This window comes from Microcoleus sp. D2_18a_B4, assembly GCF_036702475.1.
Lineage (GTDB): Bacteria > Cyanobacteriota > Cyanobacteriia > Cyanobacteriales > Microcoleaceae > Microcoleus.
Window position 1 is genome coordinate 26,324 of the sequence record NZ_JAUBTL010000004.1, and the last position, 20,709, is coordinate 47,032.

15 protein-coding genes are annotated in these 20,709 nt (G+C 41.4%); 8 read left to right on the top strand and 7 right to left on the bottom strand.

Annotation, left to right across the window (positions count from 1 at the left end):
- Nucleotides 1–218: 218 nt before the first annotated feature.
- On the bottom strand, nt 219–767 hold the full coding sequence (locus QUB04_RS03490) for an EF-hand domain-containing protein (RefSeq protein ID WP_333281070.1): 549 nt from the start codon (nt 765–767) through the stop codon (nt 219–221).
- 290 nt (nt 768–1,057) lie between these two features.
- Here QUB04_RS03490 and QUB04_RS03495 point away from each other — a divergent pair, with 290 nt between their 5' ends.
- Nucleotides 1,058–3,679: an adenylate/guanylate cyclase domain-containing protein gene (locus QUB04_RS03495; RefSeq protein WP_333281073.1), complete on the top strand. Its 2,622-nt coding sequence runs from the start codon at nt 1,058–1,060 to the stop codon at nt 3,677–3,679.
- Nucleotides 3,680–4,510: 831 nt separating this feature from the next.
- Here QUB04_RS03495 and QUB04_RS03500 read toward each other — a convergent pair.
- The 5 genes from QUB04_RS03500 to QUB04_RS03520 all read right to left on the bottom strand — a co-directional run bounded on the left by QUB04_RS03500 (nt 4,511) and on the right by QUB04_RS03520 (nt 10,052).
- Complete coding sequence (locus QUB04_RS03500; protein WP_333281076.1) at nt 4,511–5,458, bottom strand: glycosyltransferase family 8 protein; 948 nt, start codon at nt 5,456–5,458, stop codon at nt 4,511–4,513.
- A gap of 85 nt (nt 5,459–5,543) precedes the next feature.
- A complete protein-coding gene (locus QUB04_RS03505) occupies nt 5,544–6,704 on the bottom strand; it encodes a hypothetical protein (protein ID WP_333281078.1) in 1,161 nt (386 codons plus the stop codon).
- 156 nt (nt 6,705–6,860) lie between these two features.
- Nucleotides 6,861–8,009, bottom strand: a complete 1,149-nt coding sequence (locus QUB04_RS03510; RefSeq protein WP_333281081.1) for an alcohol dehydrogenase catalytic domain-containing protein — start codon at nt 8,007–8,009, stop codon at nt 6,861–6,863.
- Nucleotides 8,010–8,034: 25 nt separating this feature from the next.
- A complete protein-coding gene (locus QUB04_RS03515) occupies nt 8,035–9,366 on the bottom strand; it encodes a D-arabinono-1,4-lactone oxidase (RefSeq protein WP_333281084.1) in 1,332 nt (443 codons plus the stop codon).
- A gap of 131 nt (nt 9,367–9,497) precedes the next feature.
- Nucleotides 9,498–10,052: an FAD-dependent oxidoreductase gene (locus QUB04_RS03520; protein WP_333281088.1), complete on the bottom strand. Its 555-nt coding sequence runs from the start codon at nt 10,050–10,052 to the stop codon at nt 9,498–9,500.
- 624 nt (nt 10,053–10,676) lie between these two features.
- Here QUB04_RS03520 and QUB04_RS03525 point away from each other — a divergent pair.
- The 7 genes from QUB04_RS03525 to QUB04_RS03555 all read left to right on the top strand — a co-directional run bounded on the left by QUB04_RS03525 (nt 10,677) and on the right by QUB04_RS03555 (nt 19,872).
- Nucleotides 10,677–12,167, top strand: a complete 1,491-nt coding sequence (locus tag QUB04_RS03525; protein ID WP_333281090.1) for a cyclic nucleotide-binding domain-containing protein — start codon at nt 10,677–10,679, stop codon at nt 12,165–12,167.
- Between the two features lie 461 nt (nt 12,168–12,628).
- Nucleotides 12,629–13,717 carry a substrate-binding domain-containing protein gene (locus tag QUB04_RS03530; RefSeq protein ID WP_333281092.1) on the top strand — a complete coding sequence of 363 codons (1,089 nt, stop codon included), beginning with the start codon at nt 12,629–12,631 and terminating at the stop codon, nt 13,715–13,717.
- Between the two features lie 25 nt (nt 13,718–13,742).
- Complete coding sequence (locus tag QUB04_RS03535; protein WP_333281095.1) at nt 13,743–14,402, top strand: Coq4 family protein; 660 nt, start codon at nt 13,743–13,745, stop codon at nt 14,400–14,402.
- A gap of 55 nt (nt 14,403–14,457) precedes the next feature.
- Nucleotides 14,458–15,279: a HalD/BesD family halogenase gene (locus QUB04_RS03540; RefSeq protein ID WP_333281099.1), complete on the top strand. Its 822-nt coding sequence runs from the start codon at nt 14,458–14,460 to the stop codon at nt 15,277–15,279.
- Between the two features lie 376 nt (nt 15,280–15,655).
- Nucleotides 15,656–16,438 carry a hypothetical protein gene (locus QUB04_RS03545; protein ID WP_333281103.1) on the top strand — a complete coding sequence of 261 codons (783 nt, stop codon included), beginning with the start codon at nt 15,656–15,658 and terminating at the stop codon, nt 16,436–16,438.
- 41 nt (nt 16,439–16,479) lie between these two features.
- Complete coding sequence (pstS, locus tag QUB04_RS03550) at nt 16,480–17,496, top strand: phosphate ABC transporter substrate-binding protein PstS (RefSeq protein WP_333281106.1); 1,017 nt, start codon at nt 16,480–16,482, stop codon at nt 17,494–17,496.
- Between the two features lie 300 nt (nt 17,497–17,796).
- Nucleotides 17,797–19,872 carry an iron uptake porin gene (locus QUB04_RS03555; RefSeq protein ID WP_333281109.1) on the top strand — a complete coding sequence of 692 codons (2,076 nt, stop codon included), beginning with the start codon at nt 17,797–17,799 and terminating at the stop codon, nt 19,870–19,872.
- On the opposite strand, the gene QUB04_RS03560 is transcribed toward QUB04_RS03555, so the two are convergent.
- The gene (locus tag QUB04_RS03560) at nt 19,869–20,048 is read right to left on the bottom strand and encodes a hypothetical protein (protein WP_333281113.1); all 180 of its coding nucleotides are present in this window, start codon (nt 20,046–20,048) and stop codon (nt 19,869–19,871) included. The two genes, QUB04_RS03555 and QUB04_RS03560, sit on opposite strands and share 4 nt — an antisense overlap.
- Nucleotides 20,049–20,709: the final 661 nt, after the last annotated feature.

A 20,709-nucleotide genomic window follows, 5' to 3' on the forward strand; every position in this document is an offset into this window, starting at 1 on the left:
TTTCCTTCTGACTCTTTCCTCCTGCCTCAAAAGTCCAATTTCTAGCTTGGCTGCTTTCATTGAGATGCTCCCAATATATATTAGGGTAACTATCGAATATTCGTTTTTTATTTTTTAAATATAGATTGCCGGGATTGCAGATACAATTTGCCTGAGAATCCGATGACTTCAGATTCTCAGGCAACATCTATCTGCGCTCTGAATCCTTAAGTGTCAGCTTACTCGTAAGCACCAAAGAACAAGTTACCGGGCGCTTGTGGGTTGTCACTCAAGTAGAAATCAGCAACTAAATTCATGGCATCATTTTTACTGATTTTGCCATCCCCATCAAAATCCAGCTTTGCAAAAATTTCTGCGGCTAAACTTTCATCACCAACCCCGTGAATTTTGTACATAACTTTATATTCATTAAGGCTCAATGTACCGTCTTTATCGACATCCTGAACGTCGATAAACATACTTGCTACTTTGAGCCAGAGAAAGTCGCTTTTGGGATCGGTCAGTAACTTGTCTTGATAGGAAAGCCACTCATCTAAACTCACCTTATTGTCGGCATTTGTGTCTGCCTCTTTGGCAAGAGCCTCCCAGCGCTTACCATAGGTTGAGGAAATATATTGGTAGGTTTCTGAATCCTGTGCGATGTTGTAAGCTTCTGCAAAGCCACTGACAATTTTATCAAAATCCGACTTTTCCAAAGTCCCATTTTTATCAGCGTCAAATGTATGAAAGTAATAAGTCAATTTCTTTTTTTGAAGTTCAGTTAGCATGGGTTGACCTGTATTGTGAGAACTAAACCCATAATAAGCTACTTTTTGATTTTTTAATCGTGCTTAGAATAAGTTCCTACCTTTCCTACCTTTCCTACCTTTCCTACTTTAACAGTCAGAATAATTTACCTCCAAAAATCTTGGAAAATGGCTTGACTTAAACAAGTTAACGTGATATAGATAAGTAAGAATTATACATTCCCCACTAAAAAGCTTAAACAAGCCTAGAAAAAATATTGAATTTCTTGGCTTATTGGTATCTACATCACTATTTCTAGCTAGTAAAAAAGATGTTAAATCCCCTAAATCGCTTGCGTAAATTCCGTAATGACTCTCTAGGTAATCTAAAACTGGGTAATCTCCAACTACTCGGCGACTGGACAATTCAATCCAAAATGCAAGCATTGCTCCTAGGAGTTAGCCTCGGTTCTGTAGTGGTAGTTAGTGGGATTGGTTGGTATCAAACACAAGCGACCCTCAGAAGCAAAATCGCCGAGCAACTTGCAGGTATCAGCAGCACCAAAGCCGAGCAGTTTGAATCGTACTTTGAAAATTTGAACAACCAAGTAGGAATGCTGGCAGCAGACAGCAACGTTGTTAAAGCGATGGTGGATTTGAATGGGAGTTTCCGCAACCTGGAGCGCAACTTTGTTCCCGTCGAATGGGATACAGCGCTGGATACTTACTACACCGAGCAATTTTTCCCTAGGTTGAAAAGTAATCTATCCCCACAAGAACTCAACCCCAGTGTCTATCGTCCCACCGGACAAGCAGCTCGCTATCTCCAGTATCACTACATTGCTTCTAATCCCAATCCAGTCGGCAAAAAAGACAAGCTACTAGATGCTGGTGATGGCAGCGATTACAGCAAAGCTCATGCCAAATATCAAAAAATATTTGCAGGAATTATCCAAAAATTCGGTTATTACGATTTATTTTTGATTAATCATAAAACCGGGGATATCATCTATTCCTATTTTAAAGAAACAGATTTTGCCACTAATCGACTACAGGGTTTTTACGCCCAGAGTTCACTAACTGATTTGCTGCAGAAAGTCCAGTCAAATCCTACACAAGGTAGCATTCAGGTTGCTGATTTCCAACCTTACCGCCCCTCTTATAACGCTCCAGCCGCTTTCTTGGCAACGCCCATTTATAGCGGTTCTAACATGATTGGCATTTTAGCAGTGCAAATTCCCATTGAAAAAATCGACCAGGCAATTAGCCGGAGTAATAATTGGGAAGCCAGTGGTTTGCAGAAAACGGGGGAAGCTTATTTAGTAGGACCGGATTCCTTAATGCGTTCCACATCCCGTTTTTGGGTTGAAGACCCCAAAAAATATCAAAACGTGGTTCGTTACACGGGGACTGACCAGACAACTCTGCAACTGATGGAGAACTTCAACACTACCATTGGCTTACAGAAAATCAACTCTCCAGCCGCCCAAGCTGCCTTAGCAGGAAAACAAGGCATGATGGTAGACCGCAACTATCGGGGGGCAGAGGTATTGAGTTCCTACGCTCCTTTGAAGTTGAACGGCTTAAATTGGGCGATTCTGGCAGAAATGGAGGTGGGCGAAGCTTATCGTCCGCTTTACACTTTACAGGTGATTTTGTTGATTGCGGCGGTGCTTTTTCTACTGGGAACGGCGTTTTTAGCAGCAATTGCTGCAAAGATTTTTACCTCTCCCCTGCGTCGCTTGACTGATAGCGCCCGGAAACTTAGTGCCGGGGAAATGGATGTGGAAGTTGACGTGAAATCCCAAGACGAGTTTGGGGAATTGGCAACAGAGTTCAAAGAGGTGGCGAACAAATTACGCCAAACCCAGGAGCAACTGGAAACCAAGAAGCAAGAGAATGATATTCTCTTGCATAATATCCTACCCAGCGCGATCTCCGATCGCCGGAACGAAGGAGAGTTAGTAATTGCCGACAGCCTCAAGCAAGTAACCATTCTCAATGCCCATGTGGCAGGTATTGCTGAGTTGAGCAAGCAAATGTCACCGATAGAGGTAACAGAACTGCTTACGAAACTATTTGATGAATTTGACCAAACCGCAGAACATTTTGGCATAGAACGGCAAAACACTCTTAGTACAGATTACGTAGCAGTGTGTGGACTCACCCAAATCAGATTTGACCACAGCAAACGAACGGTTGATTTTGCTCTAGCCATGTTAGACATTATCCAACGCCGGGAAAATGGTCGCCGTAATTTTGCTTTGGGTTTACGCATCAGCATTCATGCAGGCCCAATCACAGCAGGAGTAGTCGGAACCCAGAAATTTGGATATAGCATCTGGGGCGAAACGGTATATTTGGCAAGCCGCTTACAGAGCAAAACTGAGTTGAACTATATTTTGCTAACTCAGAGTGTGTATGAACGGGTAGCAGATAGCTATACATTCGTGCAGAACCCATCGGTGAATATTGAAAACCTAGGAAATGTAGAAACCTGGACGTTAGTAACCACCCAAAAGTTGGCTACAAGTCAGGTGGACTTGGTTCAGTCATCTTTCGCCAAAGTCAAGCCTATTTCTGATAAGGCTGCCGAACTATTCTACAACCGGCTGTTTGAATTAGAACCTTCTTTTCGTTCTCTGTTTAAGGGGGATATGAAAGAACAGGAACGTAAGTTAATGGCTACGCTTGCTCTCGCAGTGGAAGGTTTGCGTCACCCCGATAAAATTATCGGTCCCGTCCAGAAGCTGGGTCGCAGCCATGCGGGCTTTGGCGTCAAGGCTGAATACTACGATATTGTCGGGGAAGCGTTGCTGTGGACGTTAGCGCAAGGACTGGGTGAAGAGTTTAGTACGCCAGTGCGAAAGGCATGGGAAGAAGCTTATAGGTTCCTGAGCGAAATTATGAAAGAAGCAGCAGCAGAACTTGAGTTGGAAAAAATAGGTGTGTAAAGGAGGCAGGGAGCAGGAGGCAGGAGGAACCCACTTTTAAAAACGTGGGATTCAAGCAAGGAGGATGCCACTTCACTCAAGTCAGGAAACCCGCCTACCTGAGTGGCTCATTTGTATCTCGTGGCACTTTCCGCTCGATATCATGCAAACTATCCCTATCTTCGTTGTTTATAGCAATCCTAAATCATTATCAAGACTATGATGCAATTATATGCAATACTTGATTGTAGTCCTAAAAAAAAGAATAACTTACAACAGCAACAAAAAATAGGGAAAAAGAATTAGCTCCTTTAGCAGCTTATGAGAGAATCTTTCATCAAAAGCGATATCGATATTTAGAGCAATCCATCTGGCGATAAAAAATCAACATTTAAATTCATAAAATACTTACCAAATAAATATAGAAATCGCAAGATTATCTTGATTTTGGATGGAGCTAGTTATCATAATTATGGAAAATTTAGAGACTTTTTATTAGAAGTAAATGGTGACAAAAAAACTGATGATTGGTCAATTACTTGTATTTTATTTGTTCCCAATGCTTCCCAACAGAATCTCGTTGAAAATATTTGGTTACAAGCTAAAAACTTTTTAAGAAAGTATTGGTATTTATGTAGGTCTTTTAAGATTGTCAAATTTTTGGAGAGAGTTTTTTACTAAGGAACATAAATTTGATTTCCCCAAAATACGTCAATATACTTACACACAGAAAATCATTTATGATTGCTCTAGATATAGAAAATCATTTATGATTGCTCTAGAGATTGTTGATAATAGCTAATCTCTCTTTTTTTTTTACCATAATTCGGTTCAACCTTTACATCACTTAAATTACGGGGCGCGTGTCGCTCTCCCAGAAAAATCCCACCATATCTGGTAGAGATCGTAGAATTGCTCCTCGTTGATCGAACTACTCTTTATATCGATATTCCAGGGCTTGTTAATGATATAGTGAAGATTATGAATATTCTGTAAATTCCATAAATCTGGATGAGCCACTTTCATTGTTTTCATAGCGTTATACACATAAGGGAGTCTGAGCCATTGGCTTTTGAAGTAATCATTCAGAAAATCCTGGTCTGGAAATAGATAACGGGATAAGTTTTCTGATGGGGTCTGTATCTTATTAACCATGTCATTTGCCATAGCAACATTGGGGTGAAAAACAAATAGACCACTGTTGAAGTACCCTGGGTTGGCGAGCGGTGTTATGCCTGATGTGACATGACTGTGACGACAATTTTCTGGCACCCACCAGGATGGGTAGTTGGGACGACCAAGGGGATTACACACGCAAGCATCCACCGCAGCCAAGAAAGGTAAGTTTGATCTTATTTCCGTTGGTAATGTCGAGTTAGAAAACACGAATTCATCTGAAGGAACTGCTAGTTCGATTTCAAACAGATGATCCATATTACGCAGCACCAACATATCTGCATCTAAGAAAACCAGTTTTGCGAATTCAACGAGTTCCCAACAGCGAAGTTTCGTCCACACCTCGCTGAACGTTGCATAAGCATACTCAGTATGTGCCTGTGGACTTGGCTGAATCGGAGACACAAGACGTTGGCGAATGTTAGGTTCTTGCGTCAGCGCACTGGCTGCTTCGTCTATCAGGAGGTCGTGGGTCACCATTACAACCAAGGGGTATCGCGATTGACATTGACGCAATGAGCGGGCTAACACAAGGATACCAGGGAGGTAAGATCGAGTTGTGCAAAGCGTGACCCAAGCGAATGAAGGATTGCTGGTAGATTGATTGATTTTAGAAACTATCATGGCTATCCTCAAGTTATATCAAGTACGGGAGCATCATTCTTGTATGTTACGTAGTCGCAAACAACTCTTTTTTCCCAAAGACCGATCATCTTACTGTTGCTATTTCAGATTCAAACTGAGCTTGGATCAGGTTAGGATTGAACTCACTCTTAGCAACAATTTGAGACTGATGTGCCATCTGAATCCATTTTTCTTTCTCTATAAGCTGATTGATAATTTGGAAGAGTTTTTCTTCATCCATTCTACTTAGATAGCTGTACCAGTTATGCTTTGTTGCCCAACTTCCCAAAGCTGTATCTGGGGGTGCCAAGATAAGAACTGGCAGACCTAAATGAGAAAACTCAACTAACTTACTCGGAAAAGAAGTAGCTCCCCAAGGAAACTCAGAGAGATTAAAGGGATAAAGCACTAGTATGCAACTTGCTTGATTTTTCAAAAAACTGATGACATCTGCATTTCTTGGAAATGGTTCTTGATACTCAATGTTGGGAAAAGCATTGAGCAACTCTACTACACCAGGTCTATTTTTGGGGGTAACTAGTAAAAAAGTGCCGTTGATTTTTTGTAAAGTAGAGGCAATGCTATAAATATAAGAAATTTGACTTGGATAGATATTTCCAGCGTAGGCAACGACAGGAGAAGCTGTAAATTTATCTTTCCATGTGGCAAAGCTTTGATTACTACCCTCAGGAATTGGAATCAGAGTACTGATTTTATCAGGGTTGTTCACTTTGTACAAATCACCGAGTTCTTGTGATACTGACCAAATTTTAGTAGCTTGGTTCAAAACACTTTTCCAGTTTTTTCTAATTAAATGGTGTTCCACCTCAGATTTGGCCCTAACTTCTTCTTGATCGTGAATAATTACAGACAGAGGAACCTGCCACGTTTTTGCAAGGTAAGCAGCAAATATAGAATAAATATCGTAAAGGACGGTGACAATTGCTGTTGGTCGCTTTTGTAATAGAACTCTCTCACATTCAAGTTGCCAATACCAAAAGCGAATTTCAAGTAATTTGGATATTTGAGGACAATAAGGAAGCCACCACCATCTACGCATTGGTAAGGGGATAGGCTGCCAAAAGTCTGGAAAATTTATGCCAGTAAAAGACTGTTGTGGTGCAACAATAGATATTTCCCAGTTGCTTGAAAGCCGCCTTAGATGTCGATTAACAATGATTGGGCTACCAAAACCTTGTTTTGGAGGACAACCGTATGAAAAGAGAATGTGCTGTTGTTTTTTCATTAAGAAAGAAGTTTTCCCGTGCAAATGTACTAAAATTTCCCTGAATTACTTGCTACCCAATAAATCTAGCTGGTAAACGCTAATATAGCGTACACAAAGCTGTCCAATTAGTGTCCAATACTGTTTCAATGAGGCGAGGAACAGTTTGAAGTAGCTTTACCCAGTCAGCGCTACTACTCCTTTAATATAGTCCGGTTCTAGGTGATCCTTAGTAAAGGCTTGAGGAATAGCTTCAAAGGACTGGTAACAATGGGTAATCCAGGAAGTCACATCGATGTGGTTTGTTGCAAGGAAGCTAAGTGCCCTTTCGTAAATTAATGGGCGTCCGTCACTACGGAACCCTCCTGACGCCCCGGTAGCAGCAACCAGCGTTGGTTCCATAAACTGCAAGTTATTGAGCACTCTCAAATCTACACCTGCATGACCGTAGCCGTACAGTAAAACGGTAGCCTGTTTGCGGATTAAGGCAGGAATAGAGTTGAAGATGGAACCAGCGCCGCAAGCATCAATTAAATACTCCACTCGCCGTCCACCAGTCTTTTCTTGCACAACTTCGACTAAATCAACAGTTTGGGGGTCAATAACTTCCGCACCGAAACTTTTAGCTAACTCCTGCTTTCGCTGATTCGGTTCGCTGACTAAAATCAAGCCATCATATCTCAGAACTTTGTAAAGATATTGAATGAATAATAGCCCTGCTGGTCCTGCACCAAAAATTAGGATTGACCGCACACGTTTATTACTATCTTCAGCGTTGATTTCATAACGTTTGTAACAGCGTGCAACCCTATCTGAGGCGTGAATGATACAACCAAGGGGTTCTGTCAGGGCTGCTGCAATATCTTCCAAATCAAAAGGAATAGGGATGGTATTTACAGCAGGAATCGCTATGTATTCGGCTAGTCCTCCTGGTAACCCAGTGATGCCATGTTCCTTGTAAAACTGACATTGATGGGAATCGCCACTGGTACAGTATTCACAATTCGGCTTTCGCCGTCTGCTAATGCAGTTTAACCCCTGATCAATAATTACATGATCGCCTACCTGTAAATCTTTAACTTCGCTCCCTACTGTTTCAATAACACCAACAATTTCGTGGCCTAAAATCTGCGGCTGTTCTATCAGTGGAATAACCTTTCCTCGCCGATCTATATTATAATTGGCTTGACCAGAAAAAATGTGAAAATCTGTGCCGCATAGTCCTACTGCTGAAACACGTACCAAAACATCATGTTCTTTTGCTTCAGGACGAGATATTTCACGCAATTCTAGCTGATTGATATTGCATAATACTAACGCTTTCATACTTATTTCCCTTCTATACTATTATCTATGATTCATCAAAAAATATCCTTTCAAGATAGTCATTGATAAACATAGATTTTGGATCAAGACTGTTACGTATAGTTAGGAATTCGTCCCACTTTGGATACAGTTTACGGAAATGATTTGTACTCTGATAATGGATTTTTCCCCAATGAGGACGCCCTTCCAAAGAAATCATTAGCGCATCCACCTGCTGAAAGTAATTATCATAAGGAATCTCCTGCCCAAAAGGGCGATAGATAATAACCCCTATGAAACAAGTTTCTCTTCCATAAGAAAGACTCAGCCAAGCATCATCTTTGGCTGAAAAACGAACTTCGATAGGGAAATGAACTTTAAATTTTGCCTCATTAATCAAATCACGCAGCTTACGAATAGCTGTAGCAGTATTTTCGATTGGAATAGCATATTCCATTACATACTGACGGAGTAGAATAGTTAGGTTAAAAATTTGGTAACTCAGAGCAATCCGCTCTCGTTGACTGCTAAAAAACAAGTAACGAAAGCATTGATTAATTGTTGGGACGATCCCAGGAACATGAACTGATAACCAGAGAGCAACTTCATGAAGGTAATTTCCCAATATTACGTCTTTAAACCAAACAACAATAGCATTTTTGGGAGGATCGATCGGTTGAGCTGTCCGATTACTACTCATCAAATAAACATAATTCGTATGAGGGAACCACCAAAATGCAAAGTGTTCCGATTGATTTAACTCTTCGAGATGTTCTAGTGCGTAGTCTAAAGTAGCTGGACTCCCCAGCCAACGTAAATTAAAAGCAGATTCACAAGAAATAGTTACTGTAGAAATAATTCCCAGACACCCCAAACTCACCAGAGCTGCTGCAAAAAATTCCGGTTCTTGTTCTTTTGACAAAGAAATTACTTCCCCATTAGCACATACCATAGTTAGAGCCGTTACCTGTTGTGAAATACCACCAAAGTTGATACCGGTTCCATGAGTACCTGTACTAATAGCCCCTGCAATTGTCTGTTCTGAGATAGTACCAATATTTGAAAGAACTAATCCGTGATGTTCAATAAAATTATTAATTTGTTTTAGGGTAATACCCGCTTGAACGGTAACTGTACAAGCTTCACTTTTAATTTCTAGTACTTTGTTATATCTGACTAATGAAACTAAATGAACTCCATTAGAAGCAGCAATTCTAGAACATGAATGACCAGAGCCAACTACCTTAATGCGCTCACCAACATTAGCTATAGACTTAACCAAAGAGACTATTTCATCTTCAGTCGTTGGCTCATGATAAGAAGTCGGTTGAGAAGAAACATTACCAGCCCAATTAACCCAGTATCTTACAGAACTCATAAAATAATTAACTCAAGTTGCTAGTACAGTTTGACAGCAAGTGCTGCCATGTCCACCTAGAAGCAAACACCGCGAGAGCGATAATCACCCAATCCTCAACAAGTTGCATCAACCCCTGCCAATTATCTAGCTCAAAGCAATGATTCAACTCTCTCGTCTAAGACTTCCCCTTTGGGATGTTGTGCGATCGCCACCTCAAGGGCTGACAGTAAGTTGTGAGAATCAACTGACCGTTCACCAGGGATGAACAACGCTTGGTATGCTGGACAGGAATTGTTGGCGTCTAAACCGGGAACGTCGTCTGGATCGACCCACTCATGGGGTTCATTATAGGTTTCTAGTTGGGCTTTCATGCGCTTGAGATTGGCGCGATCGCGATCGCCTGCACTGTTACCGATAATAAATGTCCCTTGTGTGGTAAATACCTCTTGCCCCGATGCCTCCCTCACGCTATCGAGCCAATCAGGGTAAATCTTCTGCGCTTTGATCCGAAACTCCAGTTCAAGCTGTTCTTCGAGAGTCTCTTGGTCGGCAGTAATCTCGCCGTATGCGCCCAACATAGCACCACTAGCCAGCGAGGCTCCATCACTATTCTGCTGTTGGAGATAGATCAGCACCACCTTCAAACCGGAACGGGCTAGTTCAAAGGCGATGGATTTACCAATAATCCCACCGCCAACAACCACAGCATCGAATCAGAGGTGACTGGTATCGTTGTCCTGTAAAGTCATTTGTTTTTTGCCATTTTTATTCTGCGTAACATTCTAGTTCCTTTAACCAACATCTCGATCAAGATTAGGTTTTTTTGCAAGCCTTTGTCAAGGCTATTAATCCTGATCGTCTAACAAATATACTAGGTTCCTACTTTTCCTACTTTTCCTACTTTTCCTACTTTTCCTACTTGGCCTCACAGAATAATTTACCTGCAAAAAACTTGAAAATAGCTTGACTTAAACAACTTAACCTGATATAGATAAGTAACCAATATAAATCCAGCAAGGTCTGGGTGAAAAGTTTACTACGCCCGTGCGAAAAGCATGGAAAGAAGTTTACATATTCTTGAGCAAAATTATGATACAAGTAGCAGAAGTTGAGTTGGGAAAAATAAGCGTTTAAACAGTAGACACTTGACTGTTGAGAGCGAGATGTTTAATACGGAAATTTAACCCTCCGCCCAGTTCTAAAAACAATCCGCCGATGAGAGGGCGTGACTAATCACCCTTAATATTCAGTAAAGCCAAATTCTAACTAATCGAAAGCTGCTGAAAAATACTTACTAATCACTGTGTATCGTTGGTTAAAAAACAGTCATGGATAAATCACTTCTGGGATGGTTATTGCTTTTAGGATTGGGATTCCCCTTGTTTGGCATACTGCTTGGCGAAGCCGCCTCAAGATTGGAACGCGAGCAACATCCCTTAGCCGTTGGTCTGCGTCAGGTGCGCGAGTATCTGTTACCGCCGTTAGCCGTGCTATTGGTAATGCGGCAGCTTTTGAACGTCGCTGGCAAAGATTCCTGGGCACGTTTTGTCGAAACGTTAACTTGGGTTGCCCTGATTGTAGCGGGACTTTCTTTAGTCAACGCCCTACTTACTACAAAAAAAGAAACTATCAAATGGCAAATTCATGTCCCTAACCTGTTCTTTCAAGTAGCTAGGGCTGTAGTAATCTTAGCCATTGGCTATCACATTCTCAATGGAGTTTGGGATATAAGTTTAAGTGGTTTGGGTTCCAGTGTGGGGATAGCTTCAGCGGTAATTGCCCTAGCGCTGCAAGATACCCTCAGCAACTTGGTATCAGGATTGCTGCTGCTATTTGCCAAACCATTCAGAACGGGTGACTGGATTGAGTTCGACGGAAAGCAGGGGCGGGTATTCGAGCAAAACTGGTGGTCGGTTACTATTGCATCTCCTGGCAAGACATTCAACGTTCCCAATGGAGTGTTGTCGAAGGCAAGCATTATCAATTACGGTCAGGGAGCAATTTGGAAAAATATTTCCGCCAGCTTTTCTTATGACGACTCTCCTAATCAAGTAATTCCAGCACTAAATAGTTTGGTGGAGGGCATAGATGCGATTGAAGACGAAGGTTTGGCTCAGGTTAGTTCCTATGGAGACTCCTGTATCACCTACGACCTTTACTATAAATTACTGCCTGAAAAAAATTTTGGCGTTTCTGGGCAACTCAAATCCCGACTTTACTATCTAACTCAACGTTATGGTTTTACCGTTCCCTATCCGATCGCAGTGCAGTACGACGTGGATACTAAAGAAGGAGTACCAAGCCGAATTCCTCAAGTATTAGAGAACCGCCAAGAGGAATTGGCAACGTATTTGCGATCGCTCCCATATTTCCTAACGCTCAATGACAATCAAATTGAAAAATTGGCCCAACGAGCTAGATTTAAAAGCTACGGCCAAGGTGAGCTAATTATTCAGGAAGGCAAAGAAGACGAGGGACTTTATATTATGTTCAAGGGGACGGGAGAGGCTTACCTAAAAGATGAAAAAGGCGATCGCAAGGTAGTGGACGAGCTTGAACTTAACGAAGCCTTTGGTGAAATGGCTATCTTTCCAGGAGAGGTCAGTCCAGTTACAGCGATCGCCCGGGAAGATGTTGAGGTTGTAGTGATTCCCGCCGAAAAGATTGTCGAAGCAATTGAATCTAACCACAAATTTGCCTCAGAATTTCTTCAATATATCGAAGAACGCAAAAAAATGGTTCTAGTTGCCAAAGGAATTAAGGAGGATGTAAAGCCACCGAGCAATAACAATGGTAGCCGAGTGCAAGTGAGAAGATAGTTAAACTGTTGACGGTGGACTCTTGACTGTGGACTGTTGACAGATAAAGCGTGAGGTCTTTCGGATGGATTTACAAAAACATTCCGCCCTGAAAGAGAAGTTTTTAACCCTGAATTTTGATAAAGTTATAGCAGCCACAAAGGGGATGCCGGACACGAGCGATCGCACAAACAGGTAGCTCTTATTACTTCTGTTTCCTTCCTCCTACCTTCGGCCTCCTGCCTCTTCCTATCCTTAAATTAGCGCTAAAAATAGTGATTTCTTTGGTAATTTTAGGCTTGACTTTTCCGGCTAAATAGTGTAGATTTTGTTTATGGTAAAGTTAAAATTTTACTTCAAATAAATACGCTACCTTCAGGTAAAGCAAACACTAGATTCTCCCGGAAAGGAGACTAAAAACACACTAAAATATTTGCTGTTTTTTTCATTTTTCTTCCTAACCACCTGGGTGGTTCCCATATATGTCATCAATGAACATGAGGAAAACTAGAGCAAATAATTACATAAATTACTTATTTTTGCTCAACATAGTTTTACTATTAACAGCCTGCGCTGGTCAATCCAAAACCTCACAAGCAAATATTGACAATAAAGCTAGTGGGAATCAAGCTTCCAAAGAAAACTTGGGTATTGAGAAAGTCGAGGGGAAATTAGTTAAATCACCCTCAAATCAAGACTCCGCTAAACAGGGAATTGTGTTACCCGAAGTCACCCCCCTGGAACTGGAGGGGACACTGGCGATATCGGGAAGTCAGGTAGTTTTGCCGATTAGTCAGGCTATTGCTCAACGCTTTATCCAAGACGGGTATCCCAGCAAGATTAATCTCGCTGGTATTGATACTCAGGTTGGCTTCAAGCTATTTTGCGAGGATAAAAAGGTAGATATTGTCAATGCAGTTCGCCCAATTACCAGTCAGGAGTTAGCAGCCTGTGCCAAATCAGGTGTTGAGCCGATCAACTTTCAAATAGCCACCGATGCTGTAACTATTGTAGTCAGTTCTCAGAATAGTTTCCTCCCAAACAGTCTGACCCGCGATGAACTAGCAAAGGTATTTACTGTTCAAAAGTGGTCAGATGTCAATCCCAAATGGCCAAAAGAGCTGATTAAACGCATTGTTCCAGCGGGGGCTGGTACTGGCGGCTCTGTTGACCTGCTTTCCCAAGCTATTTTCCAAGGGAACGTTAGCCAACTTACTAATGCTCCCAATACGGTATTTTATGAGTTTGTAGAGCAGTTGCACTCAGAAGCTTTAATTAATCCCTATATGATTGGCTTTTTAGAGTATAGCTCCTATCAACAAAACCGCGACAAGTTGAGGGCGATCGCTATTGATAGAGTAGACCCTTTTCTGTCAACATATCCGATCACTCGTCCGCTGTATATTTATGCGGATGCCAAAGCGATTCGGCAACGACCGGAAGTAGCAGGCTTTGTTAACTATTACTTGACTTATGTAAACGAAGAAATTTATAGTTTGGGCTACTTCCCAGTTAAACAAACCGTCTTGGATGAATCAAAAACTAAGCTGTTGCAAGTGAAGGCTAATTAATAGTTAACGATTGAGGAAAATGCAGATGGATAATGGTTATACTGGTTCCGAGTTTACCGATATTTTAGTCAAGATGATTGGTTTAGCAGTCAATCCCAGCTCCCTAAACAATATTCTTGGAATATCTGAGTCAGTCAGAGATACTGTCATTGAAAGAAATAAAGAGAAAGCGGAAAAACTCATATACGATAATATCCCTGGTTTAGAAGAGCTATTTCAAGAAAATTATAACCCCGTGCATCCTCTTGAAAGATTAATTAAGATGCCAACCAACACTCTCGGCTATATTTATGCTGAACACATGGCTCGTAATAACTTAGAAAATTTTCCTTTTATTTTTCAGCAAGAGCATGATAAATATCATTTTTTTTTCGGGAGGATCAGACAAACTCACGATATTATTCACGTTGTTACGGGATTTAAAACGGATAACTTGGGAGAAATCGGTATAGAAGGATTTTATCTCGGTCAAGCGACGATCGCCAATATATATTATCTGCTGATAGCGAGAATGTCTCATATTCTGTTTGACGATAAAATCTTTGACGGACAACTATATTTACAAAACCTAACCAAAGGTTTTCAAATGGGACAAAATGCTGAGAAAATATTAGGTTTAAGATGGGAAGATATGTGGCTGGAAGATATGGAAACGTTGAGAAATAAATTAGGAATAATTGGCTAATTGTGGTATGATATTAGAACTTTTTCCAACCTACTTCGACAAATGGAGCTAAATAATGGAGCTTAGTAAAGTGTCCTCAAAAATTTCACAAATTATCAACCTTGATAAATATCCTATCCACAACTTAGAGAGTGAAGCTGGAAATATCTTGCTCGAAAAAGCGCGTCAGGAATTCAATAGTAATAGTTTAACTGTCCTCAACGACTTTTTGCGTCCAGAAATTGTCAACCAGATCGCATCTGAAATACAGTTTGATGATGTAACCAAGAGCTTCTGTTTTACGGGGTCTAATAACGTGTTTTTAGGTACTGAGAATGTACAAAATCTTTCTCCAGACCACCCAAGTTATCTTCAAAAAATCTATACTAAACGTACCCTAGCATACGATCAAATATCTTCAGATTCTCCCCTCAAGGTATTGTTTCAGTGGAATCCTCTTGTTGCTTTTGTCTCATCTGTAGTTGGTCATGAAGTCTACAGATCCGCAGACAAACTTGGAGCAATGACAGTGCATATTCACCACAACAATGACGAGCAAGACTGGCACTTCGATGTGTCAGAATATACTATCGTCCTCCACATCTTGGCTCCACAGAATGGAGGAGTGCTAGAGTATGTACCTTGCTCTCGTTCGGAAGTAGAAAAAGATACAGAAGCACTGGCAAAGATTATCAGAGGAGACAGACATTCTCTCACTACAGACCTTCCCACGATTCCTGGTGTCTTTGTATTGCACTCAGGAAAGCTTTCCATGCATCGTGTGACTCCTGTAGAAGGCACTATCCCTCGCATCAGCGCTACCATGTCCTTCAATCGCCATCCCAATTTTCAACTAAACGAATACACCAGACAGTTGTACTTTGGAAGAAATGAATAATAAATGCAATCGGTATGAAGTTAACAAAATTTCCTTCGATCTTGCACAACTTAGATCGCAGAAAAAGTAGACATATTTCTCCTAATATTCCTACTTTTCCTACCTTACTTCCTTGGGTGTGGCGATGACATGGAAAGAGGGGTTGGTATCGAGATCAGTTGTGGCAACTGATAGATCAGATCGAGTTGCTGTGGAGAGTTTTCCTGAAGAATTTTCCTACTTTTCCGACTTTACTTATTGGAAAATACAGATTAAGATATTTAGCAAATACATTATATAAACATCTCGTCAGAGTAACGAAACAGAGGTTACTTGACTGGGTTAATGCAGGAGAGAAGGAACTGAGTGGCCGAGGATTTTTGCAGTTTAAAAAATAATGAACAACAACCAACACATTCAAAAACTGATGACTCTCTACACAACTACTTGGCGGAAATTGTTGACAATTACAGGAGTAGCCATGCTCACCACATCTGTTTATTTGGGTGATGCTCAGGCTCAGTCTTTCACTGACAGTGGAAGTTCATCTCCGAAAGCAGAAGGCAGGAGGCAGGAGGCAGGAGGAAAACGCATTGTAGAAATTCCTGCGCGACTTCTAGGGAGCAAAGGTTTAGGAACCCCACTGAAGGAAAGTTCAGTGGCTTCTTTCTCAGTGGGAGTTGAATCCCCTACTGAGAAAGCTCATAAGCCCTCCTGCCTCCTGCCTCCTGCCTCCTGCCAAGAGCCTGTTTCATTAATAGCCCAAAATCTAGGAGGAATAGTCCGAAAAATACCCCTGGAAGAAGTAGCACTTCCAGCAATGTCTTCAGCAAAGACAGCGACCAATGCGGCATTTAGCCAAGCTCGAATTGAACTAAAGTCAGATGGTTCATTAATATACATACTCAGAGGTAAAAACCAACAAGGCTTTGAAGTTGAAGTACAAGTTACTCCCAGTGGCACTCTGATTCAAGTTGACGAGCAAATAGAGTCCAGTGGAGTCCCTGAAATTGCTCTAAAAGCTTTCAAAAAATGGGCTCCCAATGACCCACTTATCAGCACTTGGCGGAGTACCCGTCTTGGCGAATTTTTCTATCAATTTGTCATTCGGGATTTTTGGTTAGAAATTGCTGCTGATGGTAATAAAGTCGTCATTTACCGCAAGAAAATCAATATTTAGCACATCAACAGTCAAAATATGCAATTTGGTGGCACAGATCCATGAAGACATTTACGATCGGTAATTGGCAGAGAATTATCGCTGCCACACTAACTGCAACAACAATTGCTTTCACTACTAATGCTGCTTTTGCTCAATTACTTAAGGGTGCTGGTGCTTCTTTTTCCGAACCTCTTTATCAGCGTTATAGCGCCGAATACGAACGGGAAACAGGCGTCAAGTTCAACTATAGTTCCATTGGCAGTGGAGGTGGCATTCGGTTGTTCATCAATAAAACACTGGACTTCGGAGGTACTACTTTAATTCCTACCCCAATTGAGAAAAATCAGATGGAAGATGGGCTGCTAATGGTACCCACAGGAGGAGGGGCAATAGCTATTGTTTACAACCTTGAAGATGTGACCTCCGATGTCAAGTTATCTCGCGAGCAACTGGCACAAATATTCACAGGTAAAATTGCCAATTGGAACCAAGTTGATTCTCGTTTTCCTAGCAAAAAGATTCAAGTTGTAGTTCAATCAGATAGTAGCGGTACTACCTTCACGCTCACTAAATACTTGCGAAAAATTACACGTGGAAAGATAGAAGCGACGCGGGAACCTAATTGGGGATTTCAGGTTTTCGCTGCCCTTCCTCAAGATAGTGCAGTGGCTGGAGAAGTACGAAGGATTGATGGTGCGATCGGCTATGTGCAAACAAGCTTTGCTCGTAAGAACAATCTCGCTATAGCTAGGATTGAAAATCGGGCTGGTCGTTACGTGGAACCGACTTTGGCAGAGACTGAAAAAGCCCTAGCTAATATAAAGTTTAACGATGACTTCACGACGGAAGATATTGATGACCCAGAAGATGGCTACCCCTTGGTTAGTTTGAGTTGGCTACTATTTTATGAAAAGTATCCCAATGAAACTCTTGTCCAAGCTAATAAGAACTTGTTGACATGGATTTTAACTAAAGGTCAAGCATTTAATCGAGAGCTAGGGTATACTAAAATCCCCGAAGATGTAGCTAATAAAGTGATTGAAACTGCCAATAATGAATTTAGAGTTCGTCCTTAATTAAGGAGGCAGAAGGCAAGAGGCAGGAGGCAGGAGGAAAGAGGAAAGAGGAAGAAGGAAGGAGCCAGAACAAGTGTTTTTACAAATATGAGATGCTCCCTAAGAGGCAGGAGGGAAGAGGCTTTATGAGCTTTCTCAGTAGGGGATTCGACTTCTCCTGCCTTCGGTCTTAAACCCTTGCTCCCTCCGATGTGGCAGGAAACAGAGGGCAGTTTTCCTTCTGCCTCCTGCCAAGAGCCTCCTGCCTTCGGAGATAAAAAGGTTTGTTATCCATTGTATGTACGATCGCAAAGAGAAATTATGAGCAAATTGAGTCTGCCGTTGCCGTTAAGCTCATTAATACTGGGTTGTAACTTGTTAATATTACCCCCTGTCTTGGGGCAAGCAAATTTTGCCGATATTCCATTACCAGACTTTCAAACGACTACAACTGCCAACTTGCCAGAGAAGAATGATGCTACTGAGCAAGTTATTAGATTGGCAGATACTTCAGGTGTTATGGTTACATCAACTGATGAAATTAACACGACTAACGAATCTCTGCGTCCATCATCTGTAACAACGTTCAACTCAAATAATTTTGGGGAAGAATCCCAAGACTTGTCGGTTAGTAATATTGAATCGTCGAATATCTCCCCAACTCCTATTGGAAAGGAGGAGGACTATGTTTCCCCCTCGTTAAGCCCGACCGAAGGTGAAGAAGTTAGGGAAGATCGAGTCTTATCCGAGAAGTATTGGGAAGAATTATTGAGTAATTCAAAGGTAATTTCTAACACATTAGAAAACCAAGTATCTTCTGGTAATAGGTTGCCCTCAGTCAACGCGGATGATGAACCTCAAGTCCCAAAAGTTCCTACTAACCAATTACAACCGCCCCAACTATATAGCCAACCACCCGATGCGATGGATGAAGTTACCAGTGTCACAGATTTGCGAGATGTTAGTCCGGGGGATTGGGCTTATGAAGCGCTGCGAAGTTTGGTAGAAAAATATCGTTGCATTGCTGGTTCTGGCAAAGCTACTTTCGAGGGTAATCGTGCTATAACCCGTTATGAATTTGCTGCTGCCTTGAATACTTGCTTGATTAAAGTTGGACGTATAATTTATAGCTTGAGCAATACATTCCCCAATAAAGAAGAGTTGGCAGTTGTACAAAGGCTACAAGCAGACTTTGCTACTGAATTGAAAACCCTCACAACTAAAATAGATAATTTAGAACAGCGAGTAACTTCTCTCAACGACAATCAGTTTAGCACTACTACAGTCCTCCGGGGGACAGTAGATTTTAATTTAATTAGTGCTTTTGGAGACGAGAAAGCTGTTCCTTCTGGGAAAAAGCCCAGGGAAGATTTGAATGAAAATCTCACCTTATCAGCGCGCCTAAATCTCAACTTTGATACCAGTTTTACAGGTCGAGACAGATTACGCACTAGCATTCGAGCTGGAAATGTCAGCAATTTTGGTAGTAGTGTTACTGGAACAGATATGACTAGCCTAATTGGTGCCGTTAACACTAGCAATAATCTTAGGGTGGGCTCGTTGTTTTATGAGTTTCCTATAGGTAAACGCGGTAAAGTAGCGATCGCACCTCTTGCAGATTTTCCGACTCGCATTTTTCCGGCCCTGAATCCTGTTTCTTCTATTTCCAATTTTGGTGCTGAAAGTCCTATCTATTCGTTTGCTTTTGGTACTGGTGCTGTAGTCTACTATAATTTCACCGATAAAATTGCCGCTGGTGTCAGTTATTTAACTACGAGTGGTAGCAATCCAGTTGAGGGACTGTTTGGCGGTCAATATACTGCTTTAACTCAGTTAACTTATACTCCATCTAATAGGTTAGCGATCGCTTTTACCTACGGTCGTTACTACGCTCCAGAACCGGGTTCAACTGTTAATGTAACTGGGAGTAAGGGCAGTAGATTTGCTCAGTTGCCTTTTGGAGAAAATACGGCGACTTCTTCTAACGCTTTTGGCTTACAGTCTACTTATAAGTTGAGCAATAAGTTGATTTTAGGCGCTTGGGTTAGCTATTTTAATGCCAGGGCTGAGTCTTCGCCCCGTGTTAATGGTTTAGATGGTTCAAAGGGATCTAGTGCGGACATCTGGAGTTGGGCAGTTACTGCGGTAGTGCCTGATTTGGGTAAGTTGGGGAGTCAGTTAAATTTTGTTTTTGGTATGCCTCCGAAGGTTACAAGTAATGATGTTTCTTCTCGCTTAGACCGCGATAGTTCGCTGCATTTTGAGTTGTCTTATCGTTATCCACTTACTAACAACATTTTTCTAACTCCGGGAGTTTTGTTGATTACTAATCCTGAGCATAATGCTGCTAATGATAGTATTTGGATTGGATTATTCCGAACTACTTTTACGTTTTAATTAAAACTAGGGTATTGCAAACGCTGAATTTCGATAATCGCTGCAGCGGCGACTTCTCCTGCTACTCGTTCATGAGTTCCTGTTGGTTGCATCTGGACAGCTACTCCATCACCTAATTCCAAGCGGTCGTAACCGTCTGGATACCAGTCCATAAAATCGTCTAAAGTAATTGTCATTAATTTTGGTAGGGCTTAAATCATCTATCATTCCTTCCTTCGAGCGTTGATGTCTTTTATTTTACCGACTGGAAGGGCGGATAAAATATTTAGCACGCCCTGAGAGAGGTTGAACAATCAACATTGTACCTATACGCTCCGATGAAACTTGACTATTAATTCAATTCAGATGCCACAACTTGACTATTAATTCAATTCAAATTTTGTTAAAAACGCTAAAAAATAGCTAATTGTTGCGGAGCGCTAAAGTCAGACATTTGCTGTACAAAATCAGGTGTTTGCTGTACAAAATCATCGAGAATACAGGTATTTGCAGGGACTGTACCATACCTGTTTCGATCTGAAAATGTCCAGCAAGAGCCGGCATTTGCGTGTCAAATTACTACTTTTTTGTGCCGAGAGTGCATTTGCTTGTTGAGGCTGGTTATAGCTTTTTAGTTTTGGTAGCAAGCAATGTTTTTGTCCGTACAAAACCTTTTGTTCAAATTGCTCCTACTGTTGTGACAACTTCGTAGCAGCGCTGGCATCAATTGCCGCAACTGTCCCATTGAACTTGGGTAGCGTCGGTACGGTCTTGAACTTAGAGTAGTTTGACGATCGCGCTCTCTCTAAAATCAAGTACAACTTTATCAATGCGAACGCAATTGTCACTACCTCCAAA